Origin of the sequence: Bartonella sp. AP36NXGY, from assembly GCF_042195865.1 — a bacterium.
Lineage (GTDB): Bacteria > Pseudomonadota > Alphaproteobacteria > Rhizobiales > Rhizobiaceae > Bartonella.
Window position 1 is genome coordinate 1 of record NZ_JBHIPD010000026.1, and the last position, 15062, is coordinate 15062.

Below are 15062 nucleotides of genomic sequence, written 5' to 3' on the forward strand. Positions count from 1 at the left end.
CCAAGCGATATTGAGAGCGAAAAATCTATACTTAAAGCAAAAGATATTCTGGTGTTTGGGGAAGAAGAGCCCATTTTTTGCAGGTGGAGAGGCAAGGCGCATAGAGAAGGTGAGCCAAAAGCACACGTTTTGATCAAGACTTTTTGCTCCATAGCAAGTGTAACAGTGCTTTTAAAGAGCCTGGGGTAGAGGGGGAAAATTGAAAGAAAAGAGGGACATCTATTTATTTACGAGACCGTTATTTATTTACGAGACCGTGAAGGACAGTTTCTCATCTCTGGATGAAAAAGGTTTTGTGCAATTTGGTTATGGAATTGTGAGAGGCGCTGGTATTCATGCGGCGGCTTGCCAAATGATTAATCCTTATCATTTTAGGGCTTTATCATTTTGGGGGGGCCAGATTGACAACGAGGCATTGAGGCAAAGGGGTGGATTTTAAGGCAAAGGGATTGAAATTTCTTGAGGAAGAGGTAAGCGTAGGGCGTGTCGTGTACTTGAGGAAGTTTTCGATGAGGCAATGAATGAGGTTGATTTGGGACTGAGGTTTATCTTGGCCGCGTGTTTGGGCTTTCAATAGAGCACCCTTCTTTGGGAAAAGGAAATTGTGCTATCTCTCAAGTGGCTTCTTCTTTACTTGCACACCCTTGGAGCTTTGGTATTGAGGGCTGATGTTAACATTTGGCAGCTTTCTCATAAAAGCTTTATAGAAGATGAAAGTTTGGGCTTTGAAAAAAAATATCGAAAAAATCAATTTGGGCCGGTTTTGTTGATGATTCAAATCGTCATAAAGACAAAGCAACTTCGTTACGATTTTCTTGCACTCGTTTGCTTCTTCTTTGGAAAGCAGCTTATCTTCCTGAAAATAAAAAGAGCACTTAGAATTTTAGAGTCAGAGACCCAAATTTGTGCAATAGAAGAAGATATTTTTATAAAAATTTGATCGAGGAGAAAAGAGAAGCCTTAAGATAATAGGGGGTACACTGTGAGTGATGAAAACATGATGTTTGAAGTTGATGAAAAAAAAGCACCCCTGATATTGTCTTTATAAAAAATGAGGGATACAAGCGCTTGATATTGATGAACCCTCATTCATTGTGAGGACGAAAGCTTCGGTTCATGAAAATGGCTTAAAAATTGAGACAAATGAGGGGTAAAAAATGAGGGGCAATGGAAAAAATGCACCATTGGATGAAGAGTTACGGTCTTTTTCGCTTGAAGAAGCGTTTCTGACACGCAAAAATTATAAAGTCATCTTTTGCATTGCTTTCATTGTGTCAGCTTTTATAATGGCATTCTTTATGTTTTTTAAGTGGGATTTGACAGGGTGGTGGAATTATATCCTGTTCATTTTAACATTAATATTGGTTTTTATATCAGCGCTTCTTTTTGTACTCATTCCTGTTGCCTTTGTGGTGCGTATCATTTTTACGCGTTTGTTGAAAAAAAAGATCGATAAGTTGGATCAGGAAATCTGGCAGCGAAGAAAAACGGCTTACCAACAAAACAGCGTGTGAAGGGAGGGCAGAAAATGAATACTGGTCTTTATATATTCTCATGCGTTGTAGGAGAGACCTTCTATTCGTGCGATGTTTGAAGTTGATGAAAAAAATGCACCCCTGATATTGTCTTTATAAAAGATGAGGAATACAAGCGCTTGATATTGATGAACTCTCATTCATTGTGAGGACGAAAGCTTCGGTTCATGAAAATGGCTTGAAAATTGAAACAAATGAGGGATAAAAAATGAGGGGCAATGGAAAAAATGCATCATTGGATGAAGAATTACGGTCTTTTTCGCTGGAAGAAGCGTTTTTGACAAGCAAAAATTATAAAGTCATTTTTTTCATTGCTTTCATTGTGGCAGCTTTAAGAACGGCTCTCTTCATACCAATGTGGCTTGAGTGGAAGTTGGCGGGATGGGAAGGGGATGTCATAACAGTTCTCTTTTGCATCGTGCAGGTTATATTAGATTTAATTTTTGTACTCATTCCTGTTGCCTTTGTGGTCCGTATCATCTTTACGCGTTTGTTGAAAAAAAAGATCGATAAGTTGGATCAAGAAATCTGGCAGCGAAGAAAAACGGCTTACCAACAAAACCGCGCGTGAAGGGAGGGCAGAAAATGAATACTGGTCTTTATATATTCTCATGCGTTGTAGGAGAGACCTTCTCTTCGTGCGATGTTTGAAGGTGATGGAAAAAAATGCACCCTTGATATTGTCTTTATAAAAGATGAAGGATACAAGCGCTTGATATTGATGAACCCTCATTCATTGTGAGGACGAAAGCTTCGGTTCATGAAAATGGCTTAAAAATTGAAACAAATGAGGGATAAAAAATGAGGGGCAATGGAAAAAATTCACCATTGGATAAAGAACCACGGTCTTTTGCGCTTGAAGAAGCGTTTCTGACACGCAAAAATTATAAAGTCATCTTTTGTATTGCTTTCATTGTGGCTGCTTTAAGAATGGCTCTTCGCTTCGTACCCATGTTGCTTGGGTGGAAGTTGGCGGAGTGGGAAGGGGATGTCGTGGCAGCTCTCTCGTTAATTATGGAGCTTATATCATGGTTTATTTTTTTGTTCATCCCTGTTGCCTTTGTGGTTCGTATCATTTTCACGGTTCTGTTGAAAGAAAAGATCGATATGTTGGAGCAAGCAATCTGGAAGCGGAGAAAAACCGCTTCTCAACAAAACAGCGCATGAAGGGGCGGAGAAAATGATAGATATTAAAATGATGGATATTATTGTTGTACTCTCGTGGGGTGTGGGCTTGACGCTTTTCACGCTGCTTTCTGCCGTGGTCATGATGTTTATTTGGGCATTGTATTACTCTACTTTCAAGCGGGTGAGGCTGTATTGCCAAGTGACAAAAGAATTAAGCCGCGTGCTTGAACAACCTGTCGTTTTTGAGCCGTCTAGTGGGGAAATGCCGATGATTAAGCCGTTATCTGAGGAAAAAGAGTTTTCTCTTTCTGATGAGGAAATCTTAACGATGGAAAGTGCAACGGCGCTTTTAAAGAGTTTGGGGTGGAAGGTGGAAATTGAAGGAAAAGGAGATCATTTGGCCACCTATTATTTACCAGATCGTGAAGTGCAGTTTCTTTATAATGCTGAGAAGGGGTATCCGCGATTTGATTGTGCAATTGCGGTGGTTTCTGGTATCCATGCGGCGGCTTGCCAAACAATAGACCCTTATAATTCTGGAGGTTTGATTGCTCTTGAATTGAGTTTTGATGTGAAGGGGTTGGAAATTTTTGAAGAAAAGGTAAGCGTTGGATGTTTACGTCGTGTACTCGAGAAAGCTTTAGATGAGGCAATGACTGAGGTTGATCTTGGCAAGATGCTTCACTCTCAATATAGAATCCTGCCTTGGGAAAACAAAACTGTGGTCCCTCGGTTGGCTTCTTATTCCTTGCGTTATCTTGCTGCTCTGGCTTTGATGGGCGATGTTGAAACTTTACACTCTTATCACAAAAGCTTTATGGAAGGTGAGAAGCTGGGCTTTGAAACAAGCATCGAAGAGGAGCATCTGGAACGCGCAATGGTGATTGCTCAAGCGGTAGAAAAGACAAAGCAACCCAGTTACGATTTGCTTCAACAGGCGGCAAAGAATTTTTCCATGGAGGTGGAAAGCTATGAATGTTTTAGAGCTACAGATCCCAATTTGTGCAATAGAAGAAGAGATTCTTATGAAAATTTGATCGAGGAAAAAAGAGAAGAATTAAGGCAACAGGGATATTTTGTTTACGAAAAGGACGCGATTTGTGAGGTTGATGGAAAAAACTATCGTCCTCATATTCTTTACATAAAGGATGGGGAGTTAGAATATATGGATGTAGAAATTAGGATTGATGAAAAAATTTATTGAGAAAAATAAAGAGTTTAGATAATTTAAAAAGAGCTTAAACCTAAAAATAATGCGTAAAAAGCGCGAAGCGTAAAAGCAGAGGGGAACAATGCAGGAGAAAAAAGCAACATTTGAAGAGTCTTTCTTTTCATTTAGAAAATTTATGGTGTCTTCAGTGGAAAGGCGTAAAGGGGTGGGACGGTGTAAAATAATAGGGCACCGCTTTTTTATCATGTTTTGTACATGCCTTATCATGATGGCTTTAGAAGTTCCTGCGGGTGCAAAGTCTCTGGTACAGCCGTTGCAATGGACAAGATGGGAAGGAATTGGTTCTCTTATTTTTCTCTTACCAGTGTTGATATGGTTTTGTCTTCTCACACCCCTTCCTATTTTGTGGGGCATTTGTCGTTTTAAAGAGCGTAAATTGGAAAAAATAAAGAAAAAACTAAAAGAAAAAATAAAGCAGTAAGAGATTAATCAATGAGGTTATATGCATGAGGGGTGAGATCGCGTTTTTTATTTTGTTTCTGCCGGTTGGATATTTTCTTCTAAATGCAGTTACAGTTTTTGCCATTTTTGTGAATATGATTATTGTGGCGCCTTATTATTCTTTAATAAAGCGTTTGAGGCTCTATTACAGAGTGAAAAAACAAAGACGTTTGATGAAAGAACAGCCGCAGCATTTTTGTTTCTTTGAAAAAAGCGGAAAAGAAAAAGAGAGAGTGCCGCAAAACTTAGCACTAGAAACACAGATAAGTTTCTATTCGTTAAAAAAATGGCTCGCTTTTTCACGCAAAGATTATATCCTCCACGCATGCCTCTCTTTCATCATTATGTTTTTCAAAGCTTATGTCTATGTGATTTTCTCTAAAGGGATAGCTGCTAAGGTAGATGAGAGCAGATTTGAATATATTATCATTCTCTTGTTTTTCTGGTTTTTTTTATCGGTATGTATTTTTGCAACGATCCCTGTTGTTGTGATCCTTCGTGAAACTTTAACTCATCGATTGAAAAAGAAGATTCAGCAGTTGGAAGAAGTGACTGAAGCAACCCAATCAATCAATTTATAAAGGGAAGGGGATAAAATGCATTACGAAATAGCGGCATTTTGGACGGTGATTTTGATCATTCTGCTGGGGGGTGTTTTTGATTTTTTCTTAACAATACCCATTGTGGCACTGTATATTTCTTTTATCAAGCGTTTGATCTCATATTACAAGGTTACCAAACAATTAAACGCAGCGCTGAAAAAGCGCATGTAGTGCTCGTGTCATGGGGGAGGCGTAAGTTTTAGATCATGCCATTTCTTCACGGCTTGGGGAGGAGGGCATCGATTGTTTTTCTCATTTTACGCTGATCTCTGGGGGAAAAGGGTTGATGGCAATGAATAGGCTGATGATAGGTTTGTAATAGGCTGGTGATAGGCTTGTATAGGCTTTAATGGGGCGGTTTATCGGCAGTTTGCTTGTTTTCTGTAAATTTGCAAAATTGTAAAAACGTGAAACTGTAAAAGGGCGTGTGGTTGCTCAAGAGACGTGATGGTTGTGGGGAGGATATGGGGTAAAGAGGGTGCCAATGGAGGCGTAAAGGTTGGATTGTGCAATGCGTCAAAATTGGAATGTGGGAATGGGGGATTGGGGGAATGGAGGGCGTTGGGGGAAAAGGGCTGATGGCAATGAATAGGCTGATGATAGGCTTTAATGGGGCGGTTTATCGGAAGTTTGTTGTTTTCTGTGAATTTGCAAAATCGTAAAAGCGTGAAACTGTAAAAGGGCGTGTGGTTGCTCAAGAGACGTGATGGTTGTGGGGAGGATATGGGGTAAAGAGGGTGCCAATGGAGGCGTAAAGGTTGGATTGTGCAATGCGTCAAAATTGGAATGTGGGAATGGGGGATTGGGGGAATGGAGGGCGTTGGGGGAAAAGGGTTGATGGCAATGAATAGGCTGGTGACAGGCTTGTATAGGCTTTAATGGGGCGGTTTATCGGCAGTTTTGTTGTTTTCTGTGAATTTGCAAAATCGTAAAAACGTGGAACTGTAAAAAGGCGTGTGGTTGCTCAAGAGCCGTGATGGTTGTGAGAGGGGGATAAGCCCGTGTGAGAAGGGTTAGAAAAACGTTTGGTTTTGAAGCTGTTGATATAGGCATGCTGTTTAGAGGCGTAAGGGAGGGGGATTGTTCGTTCTCAAAGCCTATGATGTAAGAGAGTATGAGTTATTTAAGAGGGTGTTCGGGTATGGATAGAGATTGAAGGGGCACTGCTTCTTTGCAAAGCAGAGGTCTTGATCATAAGTTTTGTTTATTCATATGGTTTTTTATGGCATCCAGTACCTGTTGGCTTATCTCCTTATGGGTCAGCCATCGTAAACCTTTGGGCGTTGTTTTTTGTCCTAATTGAATGGGGATAAAATCAACCTTGTTTTTGCGCGCGCACTCGAGGATCATTTGATCATGCATGTTGGAACCAAAAATATGAAGAATACATGGCGGTTTAGGCAAAAGAGCCAACTGCTCAATTAATGCGCAAGAAAATGCATAGGCGGGCGAATGAATCCATAATATGCAATATTTTAGATCATGCCATTGCTTCACAGCTTCTAAAAATTGCGCCTTTGATGCCGCACAATCATAATCCAACGACACGCACAACTGTTTGTTGTGCAATGCCTCAAGCTGGACTTTATGGGAAAGAAAGCGTGCAGCAATAATCACTTCTTGCGGCTTTAGTGATTGATACAAAGGGGCAAGCATCCCTGTGCCCCCTACCACTAAATAACGATAGTGCGCATCCTTTTTTTTCATGCCCCCTCCCTTATTGCTTTAAATCCCGCCTCTTTGCTTTAAAAATGTGTACATTTCATCAGCAAGTCTTTCACAACGGGTTTGTACCTCTTCACTTATAACTTTCCAAGTACGACCTTCATCGTCTGAGGAAAAATCTTCGTTGGAGGAGGCGATTTGACATTGGAGTGTATAACCATAAAGCGTGTGTACCACCGGCACTAAATGTTCACACGGTTGTGCGCATTTTTTGGCCGTACTCCCATGAGAGATAAGTCCAACAGGTTTATTTAAAAAGGCATTATAGCTCAAATTATCAAGAGCATTTTTTAAAACACCCGAATAAGATCCTTGATAAACAGGGCTTGCTAGAATAACGCCATCAGCCGCGGCAATGGTTTTGACAAACTCACGGACCGCAGCACTTGGATTAGCCTCTACCTGCTGATGATAATCGGGATCTGTCATCGGCAAGGGCTGTTCACGCAAATCAACCCAATGAAGTGATGCACCCCGCTTTATGAGGCAATCCGCTAAATAACTGGCTAAAGTTCTTGTTAAGGAAGGTTGACGCACAGACCCCAAAATAATTGCTATATTCAACAGGATTCTCCTTTATCTTTTCCTCACAAGCCTATAACGCAAGGCTTATAAAGAAGTGTGAGTAAAATGGCGCGTATCATTATGCTGTTTATAAAGAGCAGTTGTGATGATACCGCATGATCATAGAATCAATCCATGCTAACAAGATTGTTGACAAAACAACACCTCAAACTTGCAAGGGAATGTTAGTGCTTTCATTAATATTAAAATGCTTGATCTCAAAAGTAGCGGCTGTCTCTCTGTCTTAGAAGCGCTTTGATGAATATATTCTGAGCTATTGGCTTGCAAGATCCCCAATGAAAAATGGAATATATCGTCATATTTTGAATGATCATTGATCCTTTTTAATTGGAATAAGAAAGTTGTAAGATTTTCTCATTTCAAATGCTCTTATTGCGCGATCATTTGCAAATCAATGGAAGTTCCTTTTTTCATGTCTTAAGTGGGCGGAAAACAATAGAGAAAAGAATAAAAATGCTTCTGTCTTTTCAAGGGATAAAGGCTATCGTAGAAGCTAGATAGGGCTGTTTGTAGGGGGCAGCGGTATGGCTGTTGTAGAAGGGGTGGTGGGTATGGCTGTTGTAGAAGGGGTGGTGGGTATGGCTGTTGTAGGGGGGGTGCGGGTAAAGGCTGTTGTAGAGGCAGCGGTATGGCTGTTGTAGGGGCAGCGGTATGGCTGTTGTAGGGGGGGGCGGGTAAAGGCTGTTGTAGGGGCAGAGCGGTATGGCTGTTTGTAGGGGGGGTGCGGGTAAAGGCTGTTGTAGAGGCAGTGGTATGGCTGTTTGTAGGGGCAGAGCGGTATGGCTGTTTGTAGGGGGCAAGTGGGTATGGCTGTTTGTAGGGGCAGAGCGGTATGGCTGTTTGTAGGGGGCAGAGCGGTATGGCTGTTTGTAGGGGGCAGTGGGTATGGCTGTTTGTAGGGGGCAGTAGGTATGGCTGTTTGTAGGGGCAGAGCGGTATGGCTGTTGTAGGGGCAGAGCGGTATGGCTGTTTTGTAGGGGCAGAGCGGTATGGCTGTTTGTAGGGGGCAGCGGTATGGCTGTTGTAGGGGCAGCGGTATGGTTGTTGTCGGGAGCCTTAGGGTAATGGGGGGGGTGTCCGTGTTGAGGAACGAGTTATGGCGTGGCTTGTCGCAAGGGGAGGGTAAGGCTATTGTAGAGGCTGCAGGGGGCGTATATGAATGGTGCTGGATTACATTTTTTATTGAAACAATAGGGGTGATAGAGTTTATAGTAAGGGGATATATTCATGGGAGCGCTATTGTTATCCCTTTCATGGGGGATGTTCATGAAATGGGGGTGATGCGCGTTGGTTTGGAAGTGTTGAGAGATTTCTTTAAAACAAGCACGTGAATTGGCAAAAATATTGGCAACATGAATATGCAATACGAGTATTCTCTGAGGTATTCTGTTTGACCATAATGGATGCAATTGTGCTTGAGAGATTATGCGTGTCCTTATAAAAGTTAGGGACAAACAGTTGCATAAAAGGGAAGAGCAAATGAAGGGGGAAAATTCCACATTTTATAACAAACGGTGCTCTCTTTTTTTTGGAAAATCATTTCGTTCTTATAAAGATCATATGATTATTTGTCTTATTTCTATCCTTGTTGGGATAGGTTATAAAGCTCTTTTGATTCCATTAGAAGCCAAGTGGCCGTTGAGTGTATCACAGGATAGCACTCTTTTGGCGCTCTTTGTGCTGCGTGAAGTCATCATGGTTGTTGTTGTTGCCTTGATGCCTGTTTTATTGGTGCTTTATCTCATCTTAATGTATTTGTTGAAAAAAAAGATTCAGCAGTTAGAAGAGGCTATCCAGCAACGGGGTCACACAATCGATCAACAAAATAATCCAGTAAAAAACAATAGAGAAAAAATAATCTGTTTTTTTATCGTATACTTTTGGTTGATATTTCTGCTAAACGTCTTTTTTCCTGCGGGTGTTGTCATGCTCATTTTAGAATTTTATTATTTTGTTTTCAAGCGCGTGAGAACCTATTGTAGAGTGAAACGGGAATTAAAACGCGTAAGATAAAGAGAGTGACAAGGCGCTTTTGTAGCTATCGTGAGGGGTAAGAGGCAATGTTTAGAAGCTCTCGTGACACAAGAAGAGGGGATGGTTGGAAAATCATCAGGCAAAGAAGAGAGTCTATTTTCTTTTGTAATGAGGAGGATGCTCTTAATCATTTGGAAGAGCAACCGCGCTTTTAGAAAGTTGGGGGTTTTTGTTGAAAACAAGGGAAGCGCCATGCATCGCACTTTTCGTGGTTCTTAAAAAAGCGGGCATAAGATAAAGAAATGCATTTTTCATAAAAAAAGGAAGAGCAATGAAGGGGAAAAATTCAGCATTTTATAATGGACTGCGCCATTTTTTCGAGAAAGATTATTTTTCTGTGCAAGAGCATGTTGTCATTTGTTTTCTCTCACTCATTATTGAGCTATGGAACAGGATTTTCTTTCTCTCATCTTTGGGTAGCCAAGAGAACTTGACAGGGTGGCAGGATACACCTCTTTTTCTCTCTCTGTATGCGTTTTGGAAAGTTATTACAGTGTGTGTTTGGGTCTTGTTCCCAGTTATGTTTATACTCTGCTTCATATTGCGGCGTTTGTTGGTAAAAAATATTCGGAAATTGAAAGGAATAGATCAGCAACGGGGTAAAATAACCGATCAAAAGGATCGATATAAAGAAAGTGTGAAGTGGAAAATGGACGATATTCTTGTTACAATATTCAGTTTCGTGCTTGTGTTCGTGACAGTGTGGTTTGCTGCTATTCCCGTGGGGATTTTACAACTTTATTATGGTGTCTTTAAGCAGGTGAGAAAGTATCGTAGAATGAGACGGCTACTAAAACGCGTAAGATAAAGAGAGTGACAAGGCGCTTTTGTAGCTATCGTGAGGGGTAAGAGGCAATGTTTAGAAGCTCTCGTGACACAAGAAGAGGGGAGGATGAATGGTTGGAAAATCATCAGACAAAGAAGAGAGCCTATTTTCGTTTGTAATGAGGAGGATGCTCTTAATCATTGGGAAGAGTAACCGCGCTTTTAGAAAGTTGGGGGGGTTTATTAAAAATAAGGAAAGCGCCATGCATCGCACTTTTCGTGGTTCTTAAAAGAGCGGGCATGAGATAAAAAAATGCGTTTTTCATAAAAAAAGGAAGAGCAATGAAGGGGAAAAAGTCAGAATTTTATTCAGCATTTTATAATGAACTACGCTATTTTTTTTGGGAAAGATTATTTTTCTGTGCGAGAGCATGTTGTCATTTGGTTCCTCTCGCTCATTATTGAGTTGTGCAACAAGATTTTCTTTCTCTCATCTTTGGGTAGCCAAGAGAACTTGACAGGGTGGTGGGATACACCTCTTTTTCTCTCTCTGTATGCGTTTTGGAAAGTTATTACAGTGTGTGTTTGGGTCTTGTTTCCAGTTCTGTACATACTCTTCATAACATTGTGGCTTTTGTTGAGAAAAAATACTCAAAAATTGAAAGAAATAAACCAGCAACGGGGTAAAATAACCGATCAAAAGGATTGGTATAAAAAAGGCGATAGAGAAAAATGGAGTGATATTCTTGTTACAATATTCGGTCTCGTGCTTATGTGCGTGACATTGGTGGTTGCTTGTATTCCTATGATGATTTTACAACTTTATTATGGTGTCTTTAAGCAGGTGAGAACGTATCGCTGTTTAAGAAAAGAACTGAAAAACGTCTTGCAAGAACAGGATACAGCGTTTGAGAAGTCATGAGAGGGAAAAAATAATGAAGAAATTATGAGAGATTCAGCCTTTATAGGGATTGCTCTCTATACCATTTTGCCTCTGATATTTTTTGGTGCTCTTTCATGAGGTGTCCGTAAACATTGCTCTAAGGAGCAGTGTTGAGGGTGGCATTGAGTGAAAGAAAAGCCGATTATGGATTAGTATTGATAAAAGGGAATAAGAGCCCTTGGGGTTTAGAGCCTAGAGTGAGTGCTTGGGACTTACTTTATCGTTTGAGGCGTGAGGAAGGAACGGTTTTGCTTGTAGGGGCGCGCGGTATATGGGTTGTTTTCGTATTTTTAGGAGCCTTGTTCATTCAAGCTTTGAAATGAATCCTATTGAAGGTGGGGATGCAGGGTCATTTTCTTGAAAATAGGAGAATTTTTAGGAAGAAAAAGCTGAATTGTGACTATTGTTTATAGATTGGCGTGGTTTGAAAATCTTCACTATTTGAGATGTGAGGAAGGTAAGAGGGTGGCAAGGTAGCAGGAATATTATAATTTTTATTATGACGTAAGCCATAACGGCCTGTGTACTTTTCTTGATTTCGGTGATATTTGGGTTTTGCATCATCATAATGCGTAAATTGGAAAAAAAGATCTAGAAACGAGAAGAGGCAATCTCTGTGTGAGAGCAAATAAGCTCTCTGTCACACGGGTCTTTTCATCAAGAGTGAGAGGGGAATACATGAAGGAGCAAAATTGGGCATCAGAGCAAGAAACGCATAAAGGAGCGCATTCTTTTTCGCTTCAGCAAGCGTTACTCTCAGCAAAGGATTATAAAATTATCTTTGCTATTGCGGTTCTCATTGTCATGTGGAGAATGGTTCTAGAAATACCAGGTGTATTAAATTGGCAGCTGACAGGGTGGCAATATGTTGTGCATGCCGTTCTCTTTAAAACAACGGTCGCCATAACGGTCTGTGTCATTATTTTTATTCCGGTTATGTTACGGCTTCGCACCAAAGTGACGGGTGAGTTGCAAAAAAATATTCAGAAACTAGAAGAAGCAATCTCGGTGCGAGAGCACATAAGCTCTCTGTCGCACGGGTTGTGTAAATAGTGAGGGGGGAACATGAACTTTGATCCTATAGCCGTATTTCTATTAGATCCCGAGTTCTGGGTATTTATTGTTATTTGCATGATCATTATCATGCTTGTTTTAGCTCTTTATACCTCTGTCTTCAAACGGATGAAAATGAATTTTCAAGTGAAAGGCGAGCTGGAAAGAGTGCTTCAAGAAAATGATCTTGCAACGCAGCAGTTTTGGAAAGATGAAGCCGTGCTGCAGGAGAGGCGTTTGCAACTAAAGGCAAAGGAAAAAGAACCCTTTGTCGGTTATGATGATGATGAAATTCTCACGATAGAAAGTGCAACAGCGCTTTTAAAAAGCTTGGGGTGGTCTGTGGACATCGAGGGAAAAGGAGATTATTTGGCAACCCTCTTTTTACCCGATCGTGAAGTGCAGTTTCTTTATAACGAAAAACACGTGGAAGAATTTTCCCCGTTTGATCGCGGGCTTTTAATTATGAGCGGTATTTTTGCGGCGGCTTGTCAGACGATTAATCCGCATAATTCTGGGGTTTTGCCAACAGTATTTATGAATTTTGTACCCAATGGATTGGAAATTTTTGAAGAAAAAGTGAGCGTCCAGCTTTTAAAGAAAGCTCTCGATAAAACTTTAAAATGGACAATGGAAGATGATTCTTTGCTTGAAATGTTTCGCTCTCAATATAGTATTCCCCCTTGGGAAAAAGATTCTTTATCATGGGCAACGGATGGAGACGTAGAGTTTGCACCTTATGCTTTGCTGCATCTTGCTGCTCTTGCCTTGCTGGGCGATGTTGAGACTTTAGCTTCTTATGACGAAAGTTTTACGGCAGGGGAGAAGCTTGGCTTTGATGAAACCATTGAAAAAGTCCATTTGGAACGCGCGATGGTGATCGCTCAAGAAGTGAAAAGGGAAGGAAAGTTCAGTTACGATCTACTGGAACGGGTTGCTGAGAAGTGGTCTATAGCCATGGACTATCAGCTTTTTAGAGTAAGATCTCCTAATACGTGTAATCAAAAACGAGATTTTCATAAAAAATTAGTCGAGGAGAAAAAACAAGAATTAAGGGAACAAGGATTTGAAGGGGTGAGTGATGAACAGTTCGTGTTTGAAGCAGAGGGGGTAAAACATGCTCCTGATATTACTTATATTAAAGATGGTAAAATCGCATTTATGGATATAAAAATTGATTAGTTTATTCTCCTGTTGAAGAAAAGCACTTTTATTTAAAAGATGTGAAAGCGTCTCAATCATGGCGCTTTCACACCTTTCTTACCAGAGCAAAATAAAGGGTTCGAAAAATCAAGAATAATAGCCAAGATTTTAAAAAATAGACTGGAAATGGCTTGATCCTCAAGAATAGAGGAGAAAAATCAATTATAAATTCTACTCTCTTCTTTAAGATGGTTTTGTTGTTTTGTTAGAAAATTCTCATAAATTATCGCTTATTCAAGCGGTATGAGGGAAAGGTCCATTGACTAAAGCGCTATGGGGGGAGCTCCATTGACTAAAGGCGCTATGGGGAAACTCTATTGACTAAAATGCTATGGGAGGGAAGCTAGGGGGTAGAGCCGGGGGTAGAGCCTTTGTCATTTGAGGTGAGAGGAAGGCAAAAAATGGCATTTTTGAGCAGTGTTAAGCTCTTTTGCCTTTGAGGTGTTTTTTGTCTTTCTAAGAAGTCCTTGCCAATGAAGCAGCGCTTGTTAAGCTTCAACAGTGTTTCAGTATGGTGATATTGATATAAAAATTTATGGTATTTTTGTGTTTTTCAGTCTGCTTCATGGAGATCTGGAAGCCAATCCGATGACAGAGGAGATGCATGGTCATTTTCTTGAAAACAGAAGAATTTTTGGGAAGAACAAGAAGATTGCGGACCCTTATTAACGAAAGCGCTATGGGAGCGAAGCTAGGGAGTTAGAGCCCTAGGGAGTTAGAGCCTTTGTCATTTGAGATGTGAGGCAAGTAAAAATGGCATTTTTGAAGGCGATGATATTTGGCCAATAAAAATAAAAACACAATAAAAACTAAACTAAAACAAAGGAAAAATTAAACTAAAAAAGGCCCCATTTTATAAAGGGCCTTTTTATTTAAATTTTACAATATATACAAAATGTATATAACCTTACTTTAAGAACTTTTTGTATCTTATATTCTAGTAGCAACAAGTTGTACGAAATATATAATAAGTGATCCTAAAAAACCAGCTATTGCATTCAATAAATTTTCTGCTTTATCGTATATATCGTTGATTGATGCTTGTTCTGATGCGCTTCTATTACTGACTCTCAGTATATTCAATGTATCCGATGTGTCCCTTACTTGTTTAACAAACTGTAAATTTGTTTTCTCAATAGTATAAGGAGCAACAATAGGAGAGGGTTGTTTATTGACTATACGATCAGATTTTTGAATCGCGAGAGCTAAACCACTTGTAATAGCCCCAGCTATGAAAAAATATCTGATATTCATAGTTTTTCTCCTATATTTATTTCGATAAATAAATATCGATACGTATCATATATAAATTCGATTTAAATAACTATAGTAAAAATACAACAATCACAAAAAAGAATAAACTTTGTCTATATTTTGACAAAATTTACTCTTAATTGCCTTAATGAATTCTTTCAGATTCGATTTTATGAAGGCGTAAAAAAGTTTGAAAGCTCTGTAGGCAAGTGGAATCCCATAAGGTGGGTGATACAATAGTTGCTAGCAAACTTCTTTTTGTGCCTTTGACCAAGGATTCATAAAAATGAGGGTTCATAAAAATGAGATGCGATGAAAATTGAGTAAAACCCTTGAAGGGAAGGATTCACTCTATTGAAGGCGGAGTGCATCTTTTCCATGGATTGGATACTGCTTTATTGAGGGTTTGGCAGTCTCCGTTGAGGGGAAGGATGCACTCTTTTGAGGGCTAGGGTGCATCCTCTTATAGATTGGATACTGCCTTTATGAGGGTTTGGCAGTCTCCGTTGAGGGGAAGGATGCACTCTTTTGAGGGCTAGGGTGCATCCTCTTATAGATTGGAT

At 40.1% G+C, this 15062-nt stretch carries 23 protein-coding genes; 20 read left to right on the forward strand and 3 right to left on the reverse strand.

The window, feature by feature from the left end:
• The 11 genes from ACFINX_RS08330 to ACFINX_RS08380 all read left to right on the forward strand — a co-directional run.
• A partial coding sequence (locus tag ACFINX_RS08330; RefSeq protein WP_375668634.1) for a hypothetical protein occupies positions 1-189 on the forward strand: 189 nt, incomplete at its 5' end.
• A gap of 10 nt (positions 190-199) precedes the next feature.
• Entirely contained in the window at positions 200-439 is a 240-nt protein-coding gene (locus tag ACFINX_RS08335; protein WP_375668635.1) for a hypothetical protein, read from the forward strand.
• A gap of 279 nt (positions 440-718) precedes the next feature.
• The gene (locus ACFINX_RS08340; protein ID WP_375668636.1) at positions 719-940 is read left to right on the forward strand and encodes a hypothetical protein; all 222 of its coding nucleotides are present in this window, start codon (positions 719-721) and stop codon (positions 938-940) included.
• Positions 941-1157: 217 nt separating this feature from the next.
• Positions 1158-1514, forward strand: a complete 357-nt coding sequence (locus tag ACFINX_RS08345) for a hypothetical protein (RefSeq protein WP_375621565.1) — start codon at positions 1158-1160, stop codon at positions 1512-1514.
• 229 nt (positions 1515-1743) lie between these two features.
• Complete coding sequence (locus tag ACFINX_RS08350; RefSeq protein ID WP_375668637.1) at positions 1744-2106, forward strand: hypothetical protein; 363 nt, start codon at positions 1744-1746, stop codon at positions 2104-2106.
• A 230-nt stretch (positions 2107-2336) separates the two neighbouring features.
• On the forward strand, positions 2337-2702 hold the full coding sequence (locus tag ACFINX_RS08355) for a hypothetical protein (RefSeq protein WP_375668638.1): 366 nt from the start codon (positions 2337-2339) through the stop codon (positions 2700-2702).
• Between the two features lie 13 nt (positions 2703-2715).
• On the forward strand, positions 2716-3867 hold the full coding sequence (locus ACFINX_RS08360; RefSeq protein WP_375668639.1) for a DUF6990 domain-containing protein: 1152 nt from the start codon (positions 2716-2718) through the stop codon (positions 3865-3867).
• An 88-nt stretch (positions 3868-3955) separates the two neighbouring features.
• Positions 3956-4315, forward strand: coding sequence for a hypothetical protein (locus ACFINX_RS08365; RefSeq protein ID WP_375651387.1), 360 nt, complete (start codon positions 3956-3958; stop codon positions 4313-4315).
• A 25-nt stretch (positions 4316-4340) separates the two neighbouring features.
• On the forward strand, positions 4341-4916 hold the full coding sequence (locus ACFINX_RS08370; RefSeq protein WP_375651388.1) for a hypothetical protein: 576 nt from the start codon (positions 4341-4343) through the stop codon (positions 4914-4916).
• A gap of 15 nt (positions 4917-4931) precedes the next feature.
• The gene (locus ACFINX_RS08375; protein ID WP_375651389.1) at positions 4932-5108 is read left to right on the forward strand and encodes a hypothetical protein; all 177 of its coding nucleotides are present in this window, start codon (positions 4932-4934) and stop codon (positions 5106-5108) included.
• Between the two features lie 335 nt (positions 5109-5443).
• Positions 5444-5599, forward strand: coding sequence for a hypothetical protein (locus tag ACFINX_RS08380; RefSeq protein ID WP_375668640.1), 156 nt, complete (start codon positions 5444-5446; stop codon positions 5597-5599).
• Positions 5600-6128: 529 nt separating this feature from the next.
• On the opposite strand, the gene ACFINX_RS08385 is transcribed toward ACFINX_RS08380, so the two are convergent.
• Together ACFINX_RS08385 and ACFINX_RS08390 are read right to left on the reverse strand one after the other, a co-directional pair.
• Positions 6129-6644, reverse strand: a complete 516-nt coding sequence (locus ACFINX_RS08385; protein ID WP_375637680.1) for a short-chain dehydrogenase — start codon at positions 6642-6644, stop codon at positions 6129-6131.
• 18 nt (positions 6645-6662) lie between these two features.
• Complete coding sequence (locus tag ACFINX_RS08390; protein WP_375611626.1) at positions 6663-7226, reverse strand: NADPH-dependent FMN reductase; 564 nt, start codon at positions 7224-7226, stop codon at positions 6663-6665.
• A 723-nt stretch (positions 7227-7949) separates the two neighbouring features.
• On the opposite strand from ACFINX_RS08390, the gene ACFINX_RS08395 reads away from it, so the two are divergent.
• From ACFINX_RS08395 to ACFINX_RS08435, 9 genes are all read left to right on the forward strand, one after another.
• A complete protein-coding gene (locus ACFINX_RS08395; protein ID WP_375668641.1) occupies positions 7950-8093 on the forward strand; it encodes a hypothetical protein in 144 nt (47 codons plus the stop codon).
• A gap of 143 nt (positions 8094-8236) precedes the next feature.
• Entirely contained in the window at positions 8237-8578 is a 342-nt protein-coding gene (locus ACFINX_RS08400; protein ID WP_375668642.1) for a hypothetical protein, read from the forward strand.
• 148 nt (positions 8579-8726) lie between these two features.
• Complete coding sequence (locus ACFINX_RS08405; protein WP_375638454.1) at positions 8727-9260, forward strand: hypothetical protein; 534 nt, start codon at positions 8727-8729, stop codon at positions 9258-9260.
• A 30-nt stretch (positions 9261-9290) separates the two neighbouring features.
• Positions 9291-9500: a hypothetical protein gene (locus ACFINX_RS08410; protein ID WP_375668643.1), complete on the forward strand. Its 210-nt coding sequence runs from the start codon at positions 9291-9293 to the stop codon at positions 9498-9500.
• A 52-nt stretch (positions 9501-9552) separates the two neighbouring features.
• Positions 9553-10089, forward strand: coding sequence for a hypothetical protein (locus tag ACFINX_RS08415; RefSeq protein ID WP_375627738.1), 537 nt, complete (start codon positions 9553-9555; stop codon positions 10087-10089).
• A 339-nt stretch (positions 10090-10428) separates the two neighbouring features.
• Complete coding sequence (locus ACFINX_RS08420; RefSeq protein WP_375668644.1) at positions 10429-10968, forward strand: hypothetical protein; 540 nt, start codon at positions 10429-10431, stop codon at positions 10966-10968.
• A gap of 137 nt (positions 10969-11105) precedes the next feature.
• Positions 11106-11312 (forward strand): hypothetical protein, encoded by a 207-nt coding sequence (locus ACFINX_RS08425; protein WP_375638458.1) that lies wholly within the window; start codon positions 11106-11108, stop codon positions 11310-11312.
• 355 nt (positions 11313-11667) lie between these two features.
• The gene (locus ACFINX_RS08430) at positions 11668-12042 is read left to right on the forward strand and encodes a hypothetical protein (RefSeq protein WP_375638459.1); all 375 of its coding nucleotides are present in this window, start codon (positions 11668-11670) and stop codon (positions 12040-12042) included.
• Between the two features lie 12 nt (positions 12043-12054).
• Positions 12055-13224: a DUF6990 domain-containing protein gene (locus ACFINX_RS08435; RefSeq protein WP_375668645.1), complete on the forward strand. Its 1170-nt coding sequence runs from the start codon at positions 12055-12057 to the stop codon at positions 13222-13224.
• Positions 13225-14175: 951 nt separating this feature from the next.
• Here ACFINX_RS08435 and ACFINX_RS08440 read toward each other — a convergent pair.
• Positions 14176-14499 carry a hypothetical protein gene (locus tag ACFINX_RS08440; RefSeq protein ID WP_375613621.1) on the reverse strand — a complete coding sequence of 108 codons (324 nt, stop codon included), beginning with the start codon at positions 14497-14499 and terminating at the stop codon, positions 14176-14178.
• Positions 14500-15062: the final 563 nt, after the last annotated feature.

Bases quoted from the DNA above. Each gene is read 5' to 3' on its own strand.
- ACFINX_RS08345 (WP_375621565.1), top strand. From the start codon at position 1,158: ATGAGGGGCAATGGAAAAAATGCACCATTGGATGAAGAGTTACGGTCT.
- ACFINX_RS08350 (WP_375668637.1), top strand. From the start codon at position 1,744: ATGAGGGGCAATGGAAAAAATGCATCATTGGATGAAGAATTACGGTCT.
- ACFINX_RS08355 (WP_375668638.1), top strand. From the start codon at position 2,337: ATGAGGGGCAATGGAAAAAATTCACCATTGGATAAAGAACCACGGTCT.
- ACFINX_RS08360 (WP_375668639.1), top strand. From the start codon at position 2,716: ATGATAGATATTAAAATGATGGATATTATTGTTGTACTCTCGTGGGGT.
- ACFINX_RS08365 (WP_375651387.1), top strand. From the start codon at position 3,956: ATGCAGGAGAAAAAAGCAACATTTGAAGAGTCTTTCTTTTCATTTAGA.
- ACFINX_RS08370 (WP_375651388.1), top strand. From the start codon at position 4,341: ATGAGGGGTGAGATCGCGTTTTTTATTTTGTTTCTGCCGGTTGGATAT.
- ACFINX_RS08375 (WP_375651389.1), top strand. From the start codon at position 4,932: ATGCATTACGAAATAGCGGCATTTTGGACGGTGATTTTGATCATTCTG.
- ACFINX_RS08385 (WP_375637680.1), bottom strand. From the start codon at position 6,644: ATGAAAAAAAAGGATGCGCACTATCGTTATTTAGTGGTAGGGGGCACA.
- ACFINX_RS08395 (WP_375668641.1), top strand. From the start codon at position 7,950: ATGGCTGTTTGTAGGGGGGGTGCGGGTAAAGGCTGTTGTAGAGGCAGT.
- ACFINX_RS08400 (WP_375668642.1), top strand. From the start codon at position 8,237: ATGGCTGTTTGTAGGGGGCAGCGGTATGGCTGTTGTAGGGGCAGCGGT.
- ACFINX_RS08405 (WP_375638454.1), top strand. From the start codon at position 8,727: ATGAAGGGGGAAAATTCCACATTTTATAACAAACGGTGCTCTCTTTTT.
- ACFINX_RS08415 (WP_375627738.1), top strand. From the start codon at position 9,553: ATGAAGGGGAAAAATTCAGCATTTTATAATGGACTGCGCCATTTTTTC.
- ACFINX_RS08420 (WP_375668644.1), top strand. From the start codon at position 10,429: ATGAACTACGCTATTTTTTTTGGGAAAGATTATTTTTCTGTGCGAGAG.
- ACFINX_RS08430 (WP_375638459.1), top strand. From the start codon at position 11,668: ATGAAGGAGCAAAATTGGGCATCAGAGCAAGAAACGCATAAAGGAGCG.
- ACFINX_RS08435 (WP_375668645.1), top strand. From the start codon at position 12,055: ATGAACTTTGATCCTATAGCCGTATTTCTATTAGATCCCGAGTTCTGG.
- ACFINX_RS08440 (WP_375613621.1), bottom strand. From the start codon at position 14,499: ATGAATATCAGATATTTTTTCATAGCTGGGGCTATTACAAGTGGTTTA.